The organism is Microbulbifer mixtoriginis (SeqCode), from assembly GCF_052467515.1.
Genome location: NZ_CP174314.1, coordinates 1940975 through 1960035, shown reverse-complemented (window position 1 = coordinate 1960035; position 19061 = coordinate 1940975). Strand labels below are relative to the sequence as shown.

Annotated in this window: 18 protein-coding genes; 12 read left to right on the top strand and 6 right to left on the bottom strand. The window is 51.1% G+C overall.

The genetic code is table 11. The features are described 5' to 3' along the window. Positions 1-39 precede the first annotated feature (39 nt). The gene (locus ACJJIT_RS08470; RefSeq protein WP_444884724.1) at positions 40-1077 is read right to left on the bottom strand and encodes a class I SAM-dependent methyltransferase; all 1038 of its coding nucleotides are present in this window, start codon (positions 1075-1077) and stop codon (positions 40-42) included. Positions 1078-1478: 401 nt separating this feature from the next. Between ACJJIT_RS08470 and trxB the strand changes: the two genes are divergently transcribed. From trxB to infA, 4 genes are all read left to right on the top strand, one after another. Next, positions 1479-2420, top strand: a complete 942-nt coding sequence (gene trxB / locus ACJJIT_RS08465) for a thioredoxin-disulfide reductase (protein ID WP_252081785.1) — start codon at positions 1479-1481, stop codon at positions 2418-2420. Positions 2421-2491: 71 nt separating this feature from the next. Further along, a complete protein-coding gene (gene aat / locus ACJJIT_RS08460; protein WP_444900636.1) occupies positions 2492-3211 on the top strand; it encodes a leucyl/phenylalanyl-tRNA--protein transferase in 720 nt (239 codons plus the stop codon). Further along, complete coding sequence (locus ACJJIT_RS08455) at positions 3204-3923, top strand: arginyltransferase (RefSeq protein ID WP_252081787.1); 720 nt, start codon at positions 3204-3206, stop codon at positions 3921-3923. Before aat ends, ACJJIT_RS08455 begins: the two co-directional genes overlap by 8 nt. Positions 3924-4049: 126 nt before the next feature. Further along, a complete protein-coding gene (gene infA, locus ACJJIT_RS08450; RefSeq protein ID WP_010130378.1) occupies positions 4050-4268 on the top strand; it encodes a translation initiation factor IF-1 in 219 nt (72 codons plus the stop codon). A gap of 91 nt (positions 4269-4359) precedes the next feature. On the opposite strand, the gene clpA is transcribed toward infA, so the two are convergent. Together clpA and clpS are read right to left on the bottom strand one after the other, a co-directional pair. Then, complete coding sequence (gene clpA, locus ACJJIT_RS08445; protein ID WP_444886328.1) at positions 4360-6645, bottom strand: ATP-dependent Clp protease ATP-binding subunit ClpA; 2286 nt, start codon at positions 6643-6645, stop codon at positions 4360-4362. Between the two features lie 134 nt (positions 6646-6779). After that, a complete protein-coding gene (clpS, locus tag ACJJIT_RS08440) occupies positions 6780-7160 on the bottom strand; it encodes an ATP-dependent Clp protease adapter ClpS (RefSeq protein ID WP_252081789.1) in 381 nt (126 codons plus the stop codon). Positions 7161-7440: 280 nt separating this feature from the next. Between clpS and cspD the strand changes: the two genes are divergently transcribed. After that, entirely contained in the window at positions 7441-7749 is a 309-nt protein-coding gene (cspD, locus tag ACJJIT_RS08435) for a cold shock domain-containing protein CspD (RefSeq protein ID WP_286036961.1), read from the top strand. Positions 7750-7865: 116 nt separating this feature from the next. On the opposite strand, the gene icd is transcribed toward cspD, so the two are convergent. Further along, positions 7866-9116, bottom strand: a complete 1251-nt coding sequence (gene icd / locus ACJJIT_RS08430) for an NADP-dependent isocitrate dehydrogenase (RefSeq protein WP_252081790.1) — start codon at positions 9114-9116, stop codon at positions 7866-7868. A 149-nt stretch (positions 9117-9265) separates the two neighbouring features. Between icd and ACJJIT_RS08425 the strand changes: the two genes are divergently transcribed. From ACJJIT_RS08425 to ACJJIT_RS08395, 7 genes are all read left to right on the top strand, one after another. After that, positions 9266-9880: a pseudouridine synthase gene (locus ACJJIT_RS08425; RefSeq protein WP_444900635.1), complete on the top strand. Its 615-nt coding sequence runs from the start codon at positions 9266-9268 to the stop codon at positions 9878-9880. Positions 9881-9977: 97 nt separating this feature from the next. Then, a complete protein-coding gene (mnmA, locus tag ACJJIT_RS08420; protein WP_444900634.1) occupies positions 9978-11123 on the top strand; it encodes a tRNA 2-thiouridine(34) synthase MnmA in 1146 nt (381 codons plus the stop codon). Positions 11124-11132: 9 nt separating this feature from the next. Then, complete coding sequence (hflD, locus tag ACJJIT_RS08415) at positions 11133-11768, top strand: high frequency lysogenization protein HflD (protein WP_152453442.1); 636 nt, start codon at positions 11133-11135, stop codon at positions 11766-11768. Between the two features lie 15 nt (positions 11769-11783). Continuing rightward, on the top strand, positions 11784-13157 hold the full coding sequence (gene purB, locus ACJJIT_RS08410; RefSeq protein ID WP_444900633.1) for an adenylosuccinate lyase: 1374 nt from the start codon (positions 11784-11786) through the stop codon (positions 13155-13157). A 156-nt stretch (positions 13158-13313) separates the two neighbouring features. After that, entirely contained in the window at positions 13314-14468 is a 1155-nt protein-coding gene (locus ACJJIT_RS08405) for a JmjC domain-containing protein (protein WP_444900632.1), read from the top strand. A 1-nt stretch (position 14469) separates the two neighbouring features. Next, positions 14470-14892 (top strand): GNAT family N-acetyltransferase, encoded by a 423-nt coding sequence (locus ACJJIT_RS08400; RefSeq protein ID WP_444900631.1) that lies wholly within the window; start codon positions 14470-14472, stop codon positions 14890-14892. Positions 14893-15240: 348 nt separating this feature from the next. After that, on the top strand, positions 15241-16662 hold the full coding sequence (locus ACJJIT_RS08395; RefSeq protein WP_444900630.1) for an 8-oxoguanine deaminase: 1422 nt from the start codon (positions 15241-15243) through the stop codon (positions 16660-16662). A 901-nt stretch (positions 16663-17563) separates the two neighbouring features. Here the strand turns inward: ACJJIT_RS08395 and ACJJIT_RS08390 are convergent. Beyond that, positions 17564-18142, bottom strand: coding sequence for a flavodoxin family protein (locus tag ACJJIT_RS08390; protein WP_444900629.1), 579 nt, complete (start codon positions 18140-18142; stop codon positions 17564-17566). Beyond that, positions 18139-19023: an arylamine N-acetyltransferase family protein gene (locus tag ACJJIT_RS08385; protein WP_444890174.1), complete on the bottom strand. Its 885-nt coding sequence runs from the start codon at positions 19021-19023 to the stop codon at positions 18139-18141. Before ACJJIT_RS08385 ends, ACJJIT_RS08390 begins: the two co-directional genes overlap by 4 nt. Positions 19024-19061: the final 38 nt, after the last annotated feature.

Sequence of the window (19061 nt, the reverse complement as noted above, 5' to 3'; positions counted from 1 at the left end):
TAATTGAGCGATTTCCTCGATGGCCTAATTATCTTTGATTTATGCTGGTTTGTATGTGCGATATATACAAGCCGGGATCTTAAGGGAGATATCCTCTCCAGTATCCCGCCAACACAGTGAATCTCTTATCTCTTGGGGCACTCTGTCGCGGGCAAAGTTGTTCAGTATTTCTAGTTTGCTGGAGTCTCCACCCAGCTCGGCACCCAAGCTTGCTCGGGTGCTGTAAGTGAATTCAGCCTGAAATATTTCCTCACACCCTCTGAACCCAGCACTTTTAAACAGCCAGGATATCTGGTCCTGCCTGGGGAAGTAGCGGTTGAATGCTTGAGATTCGCAACCAGCCAACATGCTGGTTTTTCGTACGATATCTGTAAACACATCCTGTATCACACCGGAGGCCGGCAGCAATTGCCAAATAATAAAACGCCCCCCTCGCTTCAGGACCCGAAAGACATTCCTCATTACCAACGGTTGGTCCAACTGGGGCACTTCGTGCAACCCCATTTTGAGTACCACCGCATCAAAAGATTCCTTTTCATAGGGCAATGCCCTGGCATCACCCACAGTAACATCGACAACCCTTTCACGCACTTTTGAGTTGATACGCTTGAGCTGGGAGTGGTGGGTATCGCACATACTGAGGGCGAGCCCCATTGACTTTTTATCACCATACTCCAACAGCAACTGGCTGACCGCGCCACTGCCGCTCATTAAATCCAGTACTTTATTTCCCTCTCTGAGATCCAGCGCTTCGAGTAGCTTTGCTTTCGACTCGGGTGAAGCCACGAAGGCATCTAAAGCATCATGGGAAAGGACATTGTACCCATCCGCCACAATATCGCATCTGACCTGCAGCTTCAGGGATGCGAACAACTCCACTAAATCTGGAGGGCCATGCAAACTGGCAATATGGCTACCATCAGGCCCTAAATCGACAGAAAGCCTCAAGGAGAAAGTGTCATCCAGGATTTCCGACACAAATACCTGTGCTTCATTACTGAGACTGAAGGTAAATGTGGGGTGGCCAATCAAATTGCTGCCCAGATTCAACGGTACTATTTTTCTGCCCTGCCTCATGGCTTCGCCCTTTGGCCGTTGTTATGCATCCCAAATTTGGCTAACTACCAAAAGGATGAAAACACCTCCTCCGAGCCCTCTTGTGACCAAATACAAATACTTTATAAGTCGTACCGAGCGGACTTCACATCAAATAAATCGCGATTTATTCAATAAAAACAATGAATTATTCTCAATTATTGATGTCGTTTCTGGATAGTGAGAGCGGGGTCGACTCGCTGCAGCGATCTAAATAGCACTTTCCAATGGCATAAATTGAGGCAAACTATTTCGCCGAATTGTCACTTTCGCCTATTATATCGGCCAATCTAATAGCTTTGGCTGATCAAAATATGGCCGGCTAGGTGGACTCCCAGTTCTCTGGGTAAACTTTGCACACAGACAGGTTTAAAGAGAGTTTCATGAGCAACAACCATCATCGACTGATTATTCTCGGTTCTGGCCCTGCAGGCTACACAGCAGCCATCTACGCAGCCCGCGCAAACTTGAATCCCGTTGTTATTACCGGTATGCAACAGGGTGGGCAGTTGACCACCACTACAGAAGTTGAAAACTGGCCCGGCGGCATCCCCGAGCTGCAGGGCCCCGACCTGATGGTGCAAATGCAACAACACGCCGAGCGCTTCGACACCCAGATTATTTTTGATCACATCGAGTCTGTAGATCTGAACAATCGCCCATTCACTTTAAAGGGCAATGAAACCTATACCTGCGACGCCCTAGTCATCGCCACTGGTGCCTCAGCTCAATACCTGGGTCTGCCGTCTGAAGAAGCCTTCCAGGGTCGTGGTGTCAGTGCCTGTGCAACCTGTGACGGTTTCTTCTATCGCGATCAGAAAGTAGCCGTTGTGGGCGGTGGTAATACCGCAGTAGAAGAGGCCCTATACCTGTCCAATATCGCCAGTGAAGTTACCCTGATCCACCGCCGTGACGAGCTTCGCGCCGAGAAAATCCTTCAGGATCGCCTGATGGAGAAGGTGGAAAACGGCAATATCAAACTTTGCTTTCACCACACCCTTGACGAGGTTCTTGGTGATGACAACGGAGTAACCGGCCTGCGCGTTCGCAGCACCCAGGACGACTCCACCAAAGAATTGGAGGCCGCCGGTGTATTTATCGCGATTGGCCACAAGCCCAATACCGACATCTTTAAAGATCAGCTTGAAATGAATAACGGCTATATCATCGTGCAAAGTGGCCTGGAGGGTAACGCCACTCAGACATCTGTGCCCGGCGTGTTTGCAGCTGGCGATGTGTCTGATCACATCTACCGTCAGGCGGTCACCTCCGCTGGAACCGGCTGTATGGCAGCCCTGGACGCCGAGCGTTTCCTCGACGCCTAACAAAACTGCTTCTCACCCGGGTAGTCTCAAGGCTACCCGGGCCTCCTCAGCCCCAGGACAGGAAACAGTTTGTGGCAAGGAATACCCAAAGCCGCCTGATGTGGCTCGACCACAATCATATAGACTTCCCTTCTACCCAGACTGCTCTAGACGATCCCAATGGACTCCTCGCAGCTGGTGGAGATCTCTCCCCGGAATGGTTGTTGGCCGCCTATCGCCGAGGTATCTTTCCCTGGTTTTCCGAAGACCAGCCTATCCTCTGGTGGAGCCCCTCACCGCGCTGTGTAGTAATACCCAGCAACTTCCATATTGGCCGCAGTCTGCGTAAAACCCTGCGCAGAGGTATATTCTCAGTCACATTTGACCAAGCCTTCGAACAAGTAATCGAGGGTTGCCGCCTCCCCAGGAGTTCTGAAGATGGCACCTGGATTACCGATGAGATGACCGAGGCCTATATCGACATGCACCATCTGGGCCATGCCCACTCCGTTGAGGTATGGCGTGAGGGTCGGCTGGTCGGTGGACTTTACGGTCTTTCAATCGGCCGTATTTTTTTTGGGGAATCCATGTTTCACAGGGAGACAGATGCTTCCAAAGTCGCTTTTGTCCACCTCGTTCGCCAATTAGAATTGTGGGGCTGCCCACTGATCGACTGCCAGGTAAGCAACCCCCACCTGAGTAGTCTTGGGGCCGTTGAAATGTGTCGTAGGGACTTCGAACACCTGCTGGAGGACGGCCTTATACAACCCGCCTTTCCGCAGCCTTGGAAACTTTCGTGGACTTATGGGTAAATATTCTCAGCTCGACTCGGTCCGGCTTTTGGCAACCCTGCCCCACCCATGTGGCTATCTGCCAGATAGGGAGGCTACAACGGTATTTGTGGACCCGCAGACAGAGGTAGACCAGCGCCTTTACAACCGCCTCTCAGAGCTGGGCTTTCGTCGCAGCGGGGCCTATCTCTACCGACCTCAATGCGCAACATGCAGGGCCTGTGTGCCCGCCCGTGTACCAGTGGGCCTTTTTGTACCGGATCGCAACCAGCGCCGCTGCTGGAAACGCAATAAGGACCTGGATATCTTTCATATCGAATCCATCGACACCGATGAGCATTACGAGCTGTATGCACGCTACATTGAGCAACGTCATGCCGATGGGGAAATGTACCCACCGAGCCGCGAGCAGTATCGCAGCTTCCTAAGCCCGGCCTGGGGAGCTACTCGCTATATTGAGCTGCGTGCACGTGGGCGCCTAGTCGCAGTGGCGGTCACCGACCTGCTTACTGCAGGCCTGTCGGCCATCTATACTTTCTTCGACCCGGATGAGGACAAGCGCAGTCTGGGCAGTTACTGCATTCTCTACCAAATTGAATGGGCCAGAAGATTAGGGCTTCCCAATCTGTATTTGGGCTATTGGATAGAGAAATGCCATAAGATGGCCTACAAAAGCCAGTTCCAACCCATTGAAATGCTCACAGAGAACCGCTGGAGCCTGAAATCTCTATAATTCCTACGCACGCGCCCTTTGCTCTATTCTGCCTTTTCGTGCAAAATGCTCGCCCGTCAAGCCGCGGCTAGGCAAGATTGCCTCCGGGGTAAAGGTCTGATCAAGTTATTTGAAGGTTGCTGCCGCATGGCAAAAGACGATTATATTGAAATGGAAGGCGAGGTGATCGACACCCTGCCAAATACCACTTTCCGCGTAAAGCTGGAAAACGGACACGTGGTCATTGCGCACATCTCTGGAAAGATGCGTAAAAACTACATTCGCATCCTCACCGGCGATAAGGTCAAAGTGGAACTCACCCCCTACGACCTGAGCAAAGGTCGCATCACCTACCGCGCCCGCTAATTCGCTCGCCAGGCAAAGAGCTTAAGGTGATTTGTCCTGGACACAAAAAAGCCACCTTGCGGTGGCTTTTTTGATGTATTTTTTTGTAGAGCTAGGCAGGAACCGCCGTTTTTATGGAGAGTTCATCATTCTCTATGACGACCACCACGCGGCCCCCCTCCTCTGCCAACTCACCAAACAAGACTGACTCAGCCAATGGCTTACGCAGCTTGTCTCTTATCAAACGCGACATCGGGCGAGCCCCCATTTTTTCATCGTAACCGCGAATAGCCAGCCACTCGCGAGCCTCATCATCTACGATCAGAGTCACACGGGAGTCATCCAGCTGCGCTTGCAACTCGACAATAAACTTATCCACTACTGTTTTAACCACATCCAGTGGCAGAGAGCCAAACTGGATAATACTATCGAGGCGGTTGCGGAACTCTGGGGTAAACATCTTTTTGATTTCCTCCATACCATCGGAGGAGTGATCCTGGCTGGAGAAGCCGATAGACCGACGACTCATCAGCTCAGCGCCCGCATTAGTGGTCATAATTAATATGACATTGCGGAAGTCCGCTTTGCGGCCGTTATTGTCTGTCAGAGTTCCGTGATCCATCACCTGGAGAAGCAGGTTGAAGACTTCTGGGTGAGCTTTCTCAATCTCATCGAGCAGTACCACACTATGTGGATGCTTAGTCACAGAATCAGTCAGCAAGCCGCCCTGATCAAAACCCACATATCCCGGTGGCGCACCGATCAAACGGGAAACCGTATGTCGCTCCATATACTCAGACATATCGAAGCGGATTAGCTCAATCCCCATCACCTTGGCCAGCTGACGACAGAGCTCAGTTTTACCAACGCCTGTGGGGCCAGAGAACAGGAAGGATCCTATGGGCTTCTCCTCAGCACCCAACCCAGCACGGCTGAGCTTGATCGCCGTACTGAGCGCTTCAATTGCACGATCCTGGCCAAATACCACCATCTTGAGGTTGTCATCAAGCTTGGACAACTGCTCTTTATCAGAAGCAGAGACACTCTTGGCCGGGATACGGGCCATCTTGGCAATTACCGACTCGATTTCACTGATACCAATCACCTCAGTGCGCTCTTCAACCGGCAACAGCGATTGGAAAGCTCCGGCCTCATCAATTACATCTATCGCCTTGTCAGGCAGGAAGCGCTCGGTGATATGGCGACTGGAAAGTTGAGCCGCGGCATCGAGGGCGGCGTCAGTGAAACGAACTTTATGATGGTCTTCGAAACAACTCCGAAGCCCCTGTAATATTTGCACGGTCTCCTCTACCGATGGCTCACTGACATCGATCTTTTGAAAACGACGGGAAAGCGCACGATCTTTCTCAAAAATGCCGCGATATTCAGTAAAGGTGGTGGAGCCAATGCAGCGGAGCTGACCGCTGGACAGCAGCGGTTTCAACAGGTTGGAGGCGTCCATAACGCCGCCGGATGCTGCGCCGGCTCCAATAATGGTGTGAATTTCATCAATAAACAGGACTGCATGCTCGCGCTTCTTCAGCTCTGCCAGCAGCGCTTTAAAACGTTTCTCAAAATCCCCACGGTACTTGGTACCAGCGAGCAGAGAACCGAGGTCGAGGGAGTAAATAGTGCTCTCTTTTAGTGGCTCAGGGATATCCTCATCCACTATTCGTCGGGCCAACCCCTCCGCGATTGCGGTTTTACCGACTCCGGATTCTCCAACCAACAAGGGGTTGTTTTTGCGACGCCGCGCAAGAACCTGGGTGACTCTCTCTACTTCGGGGCCTCGCCCTACCAAGGGATCAATTCGACCCAGGATAGCTTCCTGGTTCAGGTTGGTCGCGTAACTCTCCAGGGGGTCAGAACCTCCAGGCTCAGAGCCTGTACTGATCTCCTCTTCCACCTGCTCTTGGGTGGTATCTGAACCGTGGTGGTGATTGTGATTGTTGCCGCTGGAACCGACCCTGGAAATTCCGTGGGTGATGTAATTGACGACATCGATACGCGCAACACTCTGCTGCTTCAGATAATAAACGGCTTGGCTTTCCTGCTCACAGAAAATAGCAACGAGTACATTAGCACCGGTAACCTCTTTTTTTCCCGATGACTGAACATGGAAAACAGCCCTCTGCAACACCCTCTGGAAACCCAATGTGGGCTGAGTTTCGCGATCGGTGTCCGCCTCTGGGATTAACGGCGTGGTAGAGTCCACAAACTCCAGTAGTTCGCGGCGCAGTGCGCTCAGGTCGGCCCCGCAGGCATGCAACACGTCAGCAGCCGACTCATTATCCAGAAGCGCCAGTAACAGGTGCTCCACAGTCATGAATTCGTGCCGCTTCGCTCGTGCACCCTTGAACGCCAGATTGAGCGTTACCTCTAAGTCCTTGCTGAGCATTTAAACCTCAAACCCTAATCGCCAATGTTCCCCGCCGACTCCGCTGGTAGGCGTGCACCCTTTGCCGGCGTCTAACTCCTGGCTGATTCCCTTCAGGTGACGGGACCCTTGTGCTAAAGCAGCTGTAATTTCAATCAATCGTCTTTACTCTCGTCCGCCTCAATCTCACACAATAGTGGATGCTCATTCTCCTGGGCGAACTGATTAACCTGAGCGGCCTTTGTCTCCGCTATATCCCGAGTATAGACACCGCACACTGCTTTTCCCCGCGTGTGTACTTGCAACATCAACTGTGTGGCGCGCTCACGGTTAACCCCAAAAAACAACTCCAGAGTCTCTACGACAAAGTCCATGGGGGTGTAGTCATCGTTCAACATGATGACCTTGTACATAGGCGGGCGCTTGAGCCGTGGCGGCGCCTCCTCCAATGCGAGCCCACCCTCGGAACCCTCACCGTCGAAATAGTCTTCTCCAGAATCACTGGAGCCTAGTTTAATGACCTGCAAAATACTCATAACAATTATCAATGTGTTTTATCGAGCTTTGATAGTGCAGCATGCTCAACCATCAATGACCTGCCATTGTAACCTTATTTGACCAACGACACAGGGAGATCACAGCCTCAAGCGCGGTTTCTTGACATTCCTATAGCAGTTGACTACAAGAGGTAGTGCCTGCTCATTCACAGCCGTTAGTCGCAGATAGGATCGCAGCCGATTAATCCGCAGGTCAAATAAATATAAAAACTCTGTAAGGTGGCCGACTGGCCACTCAGGCAATTAGAGGGAGTTCGATATGCCTACTGGTACCGTGAAGTGGTTCAACAACGCTAAGGGATATGGGTTTATTCTTGCAGATGAAGGAGGGGAGGATCTGTTTGCGCACTATTCCGCTATTCAGATGGAAGGCTACCGAACCCTAAAGGCCGGCCAACAGGTCACCTTTGATATCGTCAGAGGCGACAAAGGCTATCACGCCGCCAATATTTCCACCGCAGTGGCGGCAGAGACCGCACCTAGCCCCCAAAGCCCCAAAGTGGCCGCTATTGCAGATCCCAACCACTCTGAAACAGAGCGGGAAAAAGAGGCAGAGATGCTCGACTAACCCTGCAAGCCCGCACAAGCAGCCCCCACCAACAAAAAAGCCCCTTGCTGCAAAGCAAAGGGCTTTTTCTAGCTAGGGCCAGGTTGATTAAAAAAACCTAGCCCCAAATCAGCCAATTAGGCCATGTGCTTGATCACTTCGTCACCAAACGCAGAACAGGACTTCAGCTCAGCACCGTCCATCAGACGCTCGAAATCGTAGGTTACGGTTTTGGCTTCGATAGCACCTTCCATACCCTTGATTACCAGGTCAGCAGCTTCGTTCCAGCCCAGGTGACGCAGCATCATCTCAGCGGAAAGAATCAGAGAGCCCGGGTTAACCTTGTCCTGGCCAGCGTACTTAGGTGCAGTACCGTGGGTTGCTTCGAACAGGGCAACGTCGTCGGACAGGTTTGCGCCCGGAGCGATACCGATACCACCAACCTGTGCAGCCAGTGCGTCAGACAGGTAGTCACCGTTTAGGTTCAGGGTAGCAATTACGTCGTACTCAGCCGGACGCAGCAGGATCTGCTGCAGCATAGCGTCAGCAATTACGTCCTTAACAACGATTTCCTTGCCAGTCTTCGGGTTCTTGAAGCTGTGCCAGGGGCCACCGTCCAGCGGCTGAGCGCCAAACTCGTCGCGAGCCAGCTCGTAACCCCAATCGGCGAAGGCACCTTCGGTGAACTTCATGATGTTGCCTTTGTGTACCAGGGTTACGGAATCGCGATCCTGGTCCACAGCGTACTGAATAGCCTTGCGCACGAGACGCTTGGTACCCTCTGCAGAAACCGGCTTAACACCGATACCACAGTTCTCAGGGAAACGGATTTTCTTAACACCCATCTCGTCCTGCAGGAACTTGATAACTTTCTTGGCTTCGTCGGTATCAGCTTTCCACTCGATACCAGCGTAGATATCTTCAGAGTTTTCACGGAAGATAACCATGTCTACCTTGTTCGGCTCTTTAACCGGAGAAGGTACACCGCTAAACCAGCGAACTGGACGCTGACATACATACAGGTCCAGCTCCTGACGCAGGGCAACGTTCAGAGAACGGAAACCGCCGCCCACTGGTGTGGTCAGAGGGCCTTTGATGCTGACAACGTAATCTTTGATCGCTTCCAGAGTTTCAGCTGGGAACCAGTCGCCAGCGTAAGTCTCTGCGGCTTTCTCACCACAGTAGATTTCCATCCACTCGATTTTCTTGTCGCCGCTGAAAGCTTTCTCTACCGCAGCGTCGATTACTTTGCGCATTACCGGAGTGATGTCCACACCGATGCCGTCACCCTCGATGAACGGAATTACCGGGCGATTCGGAACATTCAGCGAACCGTCGGAATTGACTGTAACTTTTTCGCCGTCTGCCGGCACTTGGATGTGACCCATATTGCGTAAACTCCCAAAATTCTATGACTTTTTAGGTCCAGCGTTGCTTGCACCGCTCCCCCGGGACCATTGGGCGGGGATAAAAATCGGCGGGATTATAGCAGCATCGGCTAATTTTTGTAGTTGGATTACAATACTCAATTTTTCTTATGCCCAAGATTATTCTCCTAAACAAACCTTTTGGCGTGTTAAGCCAATTCACGGACCCCCAGGGTCGCGCCACGCTGGCAGACTATATCCTGCACAAGGGCTTCTATGCCGCGGGTCGGCTCGACTATGACTCAGAGGGACTTCTACTACTCACAGATGATGGAGCGCTACAACATCAAATCAGCCACCCGAAGAGAAAGATGGCGAAGACTTACTGGGCTCAGGTAGAGGGGGACATTTCAGATGACGCCCTGATGTTTCTGCGCAAAGGCGTAGATTTGAAGGATGGACGCACAGCGCCCGCTAAGGCCCGCAGACTCTCCGAAGTCGACCTGTGGCCGCGCAACCCCCCAATCCGAGAGCGCAAGTCCATTCCCACCAGCTGGGTAGAACTTATCATTTACGAGGGTAGAAACCGTCAGGTGCGACGTATGACCGCAGCGGTTGGCTTCCCCACCCTGCGCTTGGTTCGAATGGCTATCGGCAATTGGAATCTCGGCACTCTGCAGCCGGGGCAGCACCGCTCGGAGGAGGTTTTCTCTGCGCCTAAGCCAAGGCCCAAAGGCAAGTCGAAGCCACCTCAGAAGCGCAATCGCCCTCGCCGGAGACAATAAGCAATAACCCAAGATGAAAGCGGCCTTGGTCAGAAGCCCGATTCACAGGTAAAATTCGCCCCCTTTCCATCCCAGTGAAGTAGTGACTGTCCTTCTTATGCCTGATTCCACGCACAACAAACAGCCCAAACGCGTCATCGTCGGTATGTCCGGCGGTGTGGATTCCTCTGTAGCCGCACTTCTGCTCATGCAGCAGGGCTACCAGGTGGAGGGCTTGTTTATGAAGAATTGGGACGAAGATGACGGCACTGAGTACTGCACCGCGAAAGCAGACTTGGCCGATGCCCAGGCGGTATGTGAAAAACTGGGCATCAAGCTGCATACCGCCAATTTTGCTGCCGAGTATTGGGACCATGTCTTCGAATACTTCCTGGCAGAATACAAGGCCGGACGCACGCCTAACCCAGACATTCTGTGCAATCGGGAGATCAAGTTTAAAGTTTTCCTGGAATATGCCGAAGTTCTGGGAGCTGATGCCATTGCCACCGGACATTACACCCGCCGACGCGATATAGAAGGTCGCACCTATTTGCTCAAGGGCTTGGATGGCAACAAGGATCAAAGCTACTTCCTCCACGCTGTCGGCGAGGGTGAGTTCGCTCGCTCTCTATTTCCACTGGGCGAGCTGGAAAAACCTGAAGTACGGCGTATCGCTGAGGAAAACGGCTTTATCACCCACAATAAAAAAGACAGTACGGGGATCTGCTTTATTGGCGAACGCCGCTTCAAGGACTTTCTGGAGCAGTATCTGCCCGCCCAGCCGGGCGACATGGAAACCCCAGATGGTGAAATTATGGGGCGCCACGCCGGCCTGATGTACCACACCATAGGACAGAGGCAGGGTCTTGGTATCGGAGGGGTAAAAGGCGCGGGCGAAGAACCCTGGTACGTAGTCGGTAAGAACCTAGAGCGCAACGTATTGATTGCTGCCCAAGGGGCACATCACCCCCTGCTTTACGCCACGGGTCTGGTGGCAACCCAAACACATTGGATCAATGGCGCCGCACCGGGTGAGTCTTTCCGCTGTCAAGCGAAGACCCGCTATCGACAGCCAGACCAGGACTGCACAATACGGGTGCAAAAGGGTGGTAACCTGACTGTGGAATTTGACGAGCCACAGCGGGCAATTACCCCAGGACAATCCCTGGTCCTGTACGATGGCGAAATATGCCTCGGCGGCGCAGTTATCGAACAGGCTACAGGTATCGGCACTGCCGTACCGGAAAAATACAAGAAACACTAAGGAGTAACCTTGAATAACTGGCGGGATCAGGCTCTGGCATTGGCCGGAATATTTCAATCCGCAACTTTAGTGGAGCGCTTGGCCAAAACAGGCACCGCTCCCCAGGCCCAGCTGGAAACCGGGGTATACAGCCTTTTCCAGCTCAACCCAGATCGCACCGAAGATGTGTTCGCCGGCGCAGAGAAGCTGCTGCCCGGCTTGCAGGTCTCACGGCAGTTACTGCAATCGCGGCAACACCCTGAATACACAGACTGCCTGCGCTATGCACTGTCTGTGCTTTATCTGCAGAGGCAATTGAGTAAGAAAGGAGAGTTGCTCTCCATCATTGGCAGCCGCCTCGAAAAAGCCAAGACTCAGGCGGAACACTTCGCCCCCACCCACGAGAATGTATTTTCCAATCTCGCCAGTATTTATAGCGATACCCTCGGCACTTTCCGCTTTCGTATCCAGGTGCTGGGAGATTTTAATTTCCTGCAGCAACAGCGCGTCGCCAACCAAATCCGCTCAATGCTGTTTGCCGGTATCCGTTCAGCCACGCTGTGGCGACAATTGGGCGGAAGGCGTCTGCACCTGCTATTTCAACGGAAAAAACTATTGCGTGCGACCGACGAGCTAATCGCACAGATCGAATCTATAAAAAACTAATCCCGGAGATTTACTATGACAGTTGAGCTTTCCGCACTCACAGCGGTATCCCCTATTGATGGTCGCTACGAGAGCAAGACTGCCCCCCTACGCGAAATTTTTAGTGAATACGGCCTGATTCGCGCCCGTGTTGAAGTGGAAGTGCGCTGGCTTCAGAAACTCTCCGCGCACTCAGAAATCACTGAGGTAGAGCAGTTCGATGAAGCTGCTAACCAGCTACTCGATAGCATTGTGGCCAACTTTTCCCTGGAAGATGCTGAGCGTATCAAAGAAATTGAGCGCACCACCAACCACGACGTGAAAGCGGTTGAATACTTCCTCAAAGAAAAAATCAGCGGCAATGCCCAGCTGGAAAAAGTAAGCGAGTTTGTGCACTTCGCTTGCACTTCTGAAGACATCAACAACCTGTCCCACGCTCTAATGCTACGCGCTGGTCGCGACAACGTTATGTTGCCCGCAATGAATAGCCTGGTAGAAAAGATCGCCCAGCTCGCCCAGGATTTCGCCGACGTGCCCATGCTGTCTCGCACCCACGGCCAAACCGCCAGCCCTACGACCGTGGGCAAGGAACTCGCCAACGTGGTTGCGCGCCTGCGCCGCCAGGTAGCCCAGGTAGGGGCCGTCCCCTTGCTGGGTAAAATCAACGGTGCTGTAGGCAACTACAATGCCCATCTGTCCGCCTACCCAAATATCGACTGGGAAAAGAATGCGGAAGAATTTATTTCCTCGCTCGGCCTGACCTGGAACCCCTACACCACCCAGATCGAACCACACGACTATATTGCCGAACTGTTCGATGCTATTGCGCGCTTTAACACCATCCTGATCGACTTTGACCGCGACATCTGGGGCTATATTTCCCTCGGTTACTTCAAACAAAAAGTCGTTGCCGGAGAAGTGGGCTCCTCCACTATGCCGCACAAGGTCAATCCTATCGATTTCGAAAACTCCGAAGGAAACCTGGGCCTGGCCAACGCTGTATTCCAGCACCTGGCCGCGAAGTTACCAGTCTCCCGCTGGCAGCGCGATCTGACCGATTCCACCGTACTGCGCAACATGGGTGTGGGTGCCGGTTACTCTGCCATCGCTTATGCCGCCACCATGAAGGGGCTGGGCAAGCTGGAAATCAATCGTGAACGCCTGGCAGAAGACCTGGACAGCTCCTGGGAAGTTCTGGCAGAGCCGATCCAGACTGTGATGCGCCGCTACAACATCGAAGAGCCTTACGAGAAACTGAAGGCCCTTACCCGCGGCCAGGGCATCACCCGCGAAACCTTGAAAGTGTTTATCGAGAATCTGGAAATTCCTGCGGAGGCCAAAAGCGCACTGCTGGAAATGACTCCTGCATCCTACATCGGTAACGCCGTCGAGCAAGCTCGCAAAATCTAAGTGAGCACCGCTTCCGGCCACACCGCAGTGGCCGGAAATTTATTCAAACCTCATTACTGCCGCTCTACTCTGCAGAGCTTTAACCTTAGGTGAGTTACACCTATTAGTGGCAGACTAGAGAACATTTCCCCAGCCCAACAAACAGTGAGAGTTACCGTGGCAAGCCCCCTTACCCATCTCGGCGATATGCCAATTGAAGTTTTTATGCGCGATTATTGGCAGCAAAAACCCTTGCTAATCCGCAATGCTTTCCCCAACTTCGAATCGCCCATATCAGGAGAAGAGCTTGCCGGAATGGCTCTGGAGGAGACGATTGAATCTCGCCTGGTGCTTGAAAATGGCGAGAGCGGTCCCTGGGAGCTACGCAACGGCCCTTTCACTGAGGAAGACTTTCTATCCCTACCCCGCACGCACTGGACCCTGCTTGTACAAGCCGTAGATCAATGGCTTTCCGAAGTGGCTGAATTAAAAGAGTATTTTCGCTTTATCCCAGACTGGCGCCTGGATGATGTGATGATTAGTTACGCGGCGGATCAGGGGAGTGTCGGACCACACTATGACCACTACGATGTCTTTCTGCTCCAGGCCGAGGGCAAACGCCTGTGGCAGCAGGGAGCGAAAGTGGATGAGACCAATCCCCGCCTGGAAGGCACGCCCCTCAATATCCTGAAAGAATTTAATGCTGAGAACAGCTGGGTACTGGAGCCTGGCGACATGCTTTACCTCCCGCCACAATACAGTCACTGGGGTATCGCCGAGGGCGGCTGCACCACGATCTCCATTGGCTTCCGAGCACCTTCTGCCTCAGCCATATTGGAAGATCTCGCTGCCGAAGTGGCAATGGGACTGAAGGATAGCCTGCGTTATACCGATGCCGGCATGGAACCGACAAAATCCCCAGCGGAAGTTGATCCCGAGTCCGTAGCTCGCTTACAACAACAACTGGCCGAGTGGCTTAGGCAACCAGAGAAGGTCACTCAGTGGTTTGGCGCAGTGATGACTGAAGCAAAATACCCTGATACCGTCGCACTAGACGCGGATGAGGCCGCTGACTGGCGTGAGCAAATGCCAAAGGGGATGCCATTGGTGCTAAACCCCGCATCTCGAGTCGCCTTTTCCAGGGCGCCGGCCACGTTATTTGTCGACGGTGAAGCCCTGACCGCACCACTCACCTTTGCTCAACAATTTGCCGAGTCCCACGAAATTTCCTGGAGCGACATTGAAACCTTTCCAGAAATTGCCAACCCTGATGGTTTAATTGACCAATTGGTAGCCCAAGGCACACTAATTTATCCCCCTGAGGATTTCTGATATGGCCGCACTGGTGCGCCTCGCTGACTGGCAAAAAGAACAAGAAAGCATTCGCACTATCCGCGAAGCTGTGTTCGTCCAGGAACAGAAAGTTCCTGCCGACTTGGAGTGGGATAACCAGGAAGAATCTTCACAACACTTCCTAGTTTTTAATGGTGATGTTGCCGTTGGAACCGGGCGGCTCAGCAAAAGTGGTAAAGTTGGGCGGATGGCGATCATGCCATCCGCCCGAGGCAAAGGTCTGGGGGCCCAGTTACTCAAGGCGATTTGTGACTTTGCCAAACTACAGGGCTTTCGCAGTGTATATCTACATGCACAACAGCATGCTGAAGGCTTCTACATTCGGAGTGGCTTTATCCCAGAGGGAGAAACCTTTTACGAGGCTAATATCCCTCATATTAAAATGATTCGTCAGTTGCACTAGGCCGTAATGAAGGCGCTGGTATGTTTACGCATACCGACGCCTTCATTTCCGTCTGCCCGTTAAAAATGAAATGTCCGCCACTAATTTTCTGGTCTCGCTAGACAACTCCCCCTCCTCTTTCTGACTAACATATTCGTCGATGTAGCTAGCGATAAAATAAAAACAAATGATAACGGCTTTGTAAGTGTATTCTTTTAGTGCTCTGAACTGGATTCCGTATCGCAACTTGAAGTAACCGCAGGAGTACCGGCTACTTATTACTCGGGTCAAAACTCTCGCCCTGCGAAAGACTGCCCAGGCTAATATCAGAATGCCAGGAAACCCTATATAAGTGAGTGCTCAGATCATATGCCCAAGACACTGCTGCTTAAGAACGCTGAAGTACTGGTAACCATGGACTCAGAAAGACGTGAGATTCCCAATGGCGGTATTTTTGCCGAAGAAGGCATTATCACGGCTGTAGGCCCCACAGATAAACTACCCATGAGCGCTAACACCATTATTGACGCTAGCGGGCAGATAGTCCTACCAGGACTGGTGAACACTCATCACCATTTAAACCAGACTCTCACCCGCAACCTGCCAGCGACCCAGAATAAAAATTTATTCGCCTGGCTTCAGCTTCACTACCCTATCTGGAGCCGGATAAATCCAGAAGCCTCCCGCACAAGTGCTTTGATTGGTTTGGCTGAGCTTATTCTCTCTGGTTGCACCACGGTTTTTGACCATTCTTATTTATTTAAAAGTGGCAACAAAGTGGACTTTCATATTGAAGCAGCAAAGGACTTAGGGGTGAGGTTCCATGCAAGCCGCGGTTCCATGTCTTTGGGCAGATCACAAGGGGGCTTACCCCCAGATGAAAGTGTCGAAGATGAAAATTTTATTCTCCAAGACAGTATCCGGGTCATTGATCGCTATCACGATGCAAGCTATGGAGCCCTGACTCGAATTGTTCTGGCCCCCTGCTCTCCATTTACTGTTTCAGAAAATCTGCTCAAAGAAACTGCCCTGCTGGCCCGTGATAAAGGCGTTATGCTACACACGCATATTTGCGAAACATTTGATGAAGAGCGCCACACTTTAGAACGATTTGGCAAGCGCCCTCTGGAGTGGATGGGAGAAAGCGAGTGGTTGGGGCCCGATGTTTGGTTTGCTCACGCAATACACATCGATACACAAGAAATAAATACTTTTGCTCGTACCGGGTGTGGCATCGCTCACTGTCCAAGCTCTAATATGCGCCTTGCATCAGGGATAGCCCCCGTTAAAGACTATATTGCAGCTGGAATTAAAGTGGGACTTGGTGTGGATGGGTCAGCCAGCAATGACGCCTCCAATATGCTCTTGGAAACCCGCCAGGCAATGTTGCTCTCAAGGTTGCGCATGGGCCTTCGCCCACCGGAGGGGCCACATCGCTACGCCCAACTCCCTCAGTCCCACCCTCTACGCTCGCCGGAATGGATGACAGCCAGGGAAGCTTTAGAGCTTGCCACTATCGGTGGTGCCAGCGTTCTTAATCGTACTGATATCGGAGCATTGGAAGTTGGGCGTTGTGCTGATTTCTTTTCTCTAGAACTCAACACTATTCAATATGCCGGGGCTCTTTCAGATCCAGTTGCCGCGATAGTCTTCTGTGCCCCCCAATCAGCAAAAACTGTAGTAATTCACGGTCGACAAGTTGTGAGCAATGGAGAGATTACTTCAATAAATATGGAACCCGTTATTCGAGATCACAATCAATGGAGCCAGAGGTTATTGGCTAATGGCTAATGGCTAATGGCTAATGGCTAATGGCTAATGGCTAATGGGCACAGAATAGTAGTAAGTGTGGAAGGAAAGAAAAGGTATCTACCTAGGGCGTTGCTGTACGGTTTTTTTCAACCAGCGCTGCACTCTCAGTTTTGTTTACCCTTCTCTAGCCCAATACCGAAATAGGACTCCATACCGACAGCAAGCCAAAAGTTTCAGATAAATCAAAGGAGTAACTGTTACCACTTACAAGCAAATCTAGGATTTGCATTAATTATTTACAGTATTTGGCGGCTCTGATTTTTTACATTTATATCTAAGACTGCATTCTTACACACTTCGATTTTTGGAATATACAAATTCAAGTTGATTTTTTGGTGAAAATTTATGGGTAGGGGCTATCAACAATACAATGATCTTGTTCTGAATAATCACTGGACGTCTCATTATTGGTCTTTGCGACCACTTTAGCCATACCTAGATCCTACCAACAAGGACTTATAGCTTAATCACTGAGGAGTTGGACTCAGCGAATCCGTTCTGGCTCTTTCAATCATTCAAGTCCATGTATAAAAATCAGCGTACAAGTTAGCCATAGAAGTGGTGCTTACTTCAGGGCTTATATTAGGTCGTATTTTGTAAATAGTCCCTGGGCCTAAGCTAGAATCCCTTCAACAATTTGATTTAACAGAAATAAAAACCAAATATCTTAATCCCTTGCCCACGAGCAGTGAAAATTCCTAAGTTACCAATCAGCCTTCCAGTTGATAGATCTAGTTATCTGTCTCGGCCTCATTAGCAGATTTTTCTTTTAAAGATAACGCAAAATAGCCTCAGTCCTTTCAATTAAAGAACATTGAGGCTATTCCTCTGGGGCTACGCCACTTTCCCTAAAGTTGTATCAAAATTTATTTGTTGGATATTAGATACTGCCGCAAGGACTAAAGCGCTTTAATAGACGCCCTATTCGCTCCCCCAAATATAAAGCCGTAAGTCGATCAAGCTCATGCACAGCCCCTTCACTATTAACAACGGCCACAAGACCGGACTGACAACCACTTCTATTTCGCCCCTGTACGTCCAGATTTGGTAAAATGTCATTAGGCACCCACAACATCCCCATCTGCGCGGCAAATATCTGCAAAGTCGTTAGAGTATTAAGCTGATCCCCACTGAAATTACTGCCGATAGTAAAACCTGCAGATAGCTTATCAACCCAGCCGCGACTACTATAACGTTCACTGGCCGCATCCATAAAAGCCTTAAACTGGGCTGAAACCGACCCCATAAAAGTTGGCGAGCCCAGCACAATTCCATCACACTGATCCAGACGATGCATCAAGTCAGGATTCTCATAGCGCCCGTGCTGAATATGCTTGGCCTCAACAGCAAATGTAACTCCTTCACATCCAGGGATACTATTAATTCCATCCGCAGTGGCTTCTGCCAATGTCTTTGTACTGCCGCAAACGGAGTGATAAACAACTCCTGCTTTAATCATGATGCGACCCGATCAGTGTTCACAGCAGCATGCTCTGCAACCTTTTGAGATGAGCCATTCTCAAAGAGGCCAGCTAACCTCTCAAAGGAAGATATATCCTCGGGCACCTCGATCCCAAAAATGCTTAATAGCGTTTTGCGTAACTCTTCAACATTCGCCAGCATGATGACTGTCTTTGCTCCAGTTATCGGCTGATAACTCAATTGGCGATCCAGTAAAGCATGACGCCCTTCGGGGAAAGCACGAGTAGCAATCAAGTGCTCTACAAAACGGGACTCAGGGTGAGTACTACAAAACCAATTGGCGATTTTATAGTCGCCCGCTGTACGTGGCCGTAAATCAAAGCTGTACATTGAATGCCAGGCATCATGGACCTTCACTTCTAATAGATAGTCCTCTCCCGATTGAGTTAGGCGATAAGTACCGTGGGGCGTACTCTGAGGACCTGAAACATCTAAGCGCAGAGGTGCAGTCAGTGTATTGCTGCCAAAGCCCGCATCCACCAAATACGGTACCTGCCCTACTTTTACAAGTAAGATCATATGAGACTGAGCTGGCTGGTGGCCCGGTGGAGTCTGCCAAAGAACCCGAGCGGCAAGCCCTGTAACAGCAAAGCCTATCTGCTGTAACCCAGCCCGTAATAAAGCATTTTGCTCAAAGCAATAACCACCACGCTTTTGGTTCACAAGCTTTTGCTCAATAGCGGCCATTTCAATATTCACGGGACTCCCAAGAAAGGACGTTACATTCTCAAATGGCAGAGTACGAATATGTTGTGTAAGAATATCCCTTAAGGTTTTCAAATCCAGGGCTGGCTTATTGCGGTAACCAATACGTGCTAAGTATTTTGATAAATTGATGTTATGGGTGCTTGGTGTCATTTGACTTCAATCCTCATGGCCAATCAACAATAGCAGCA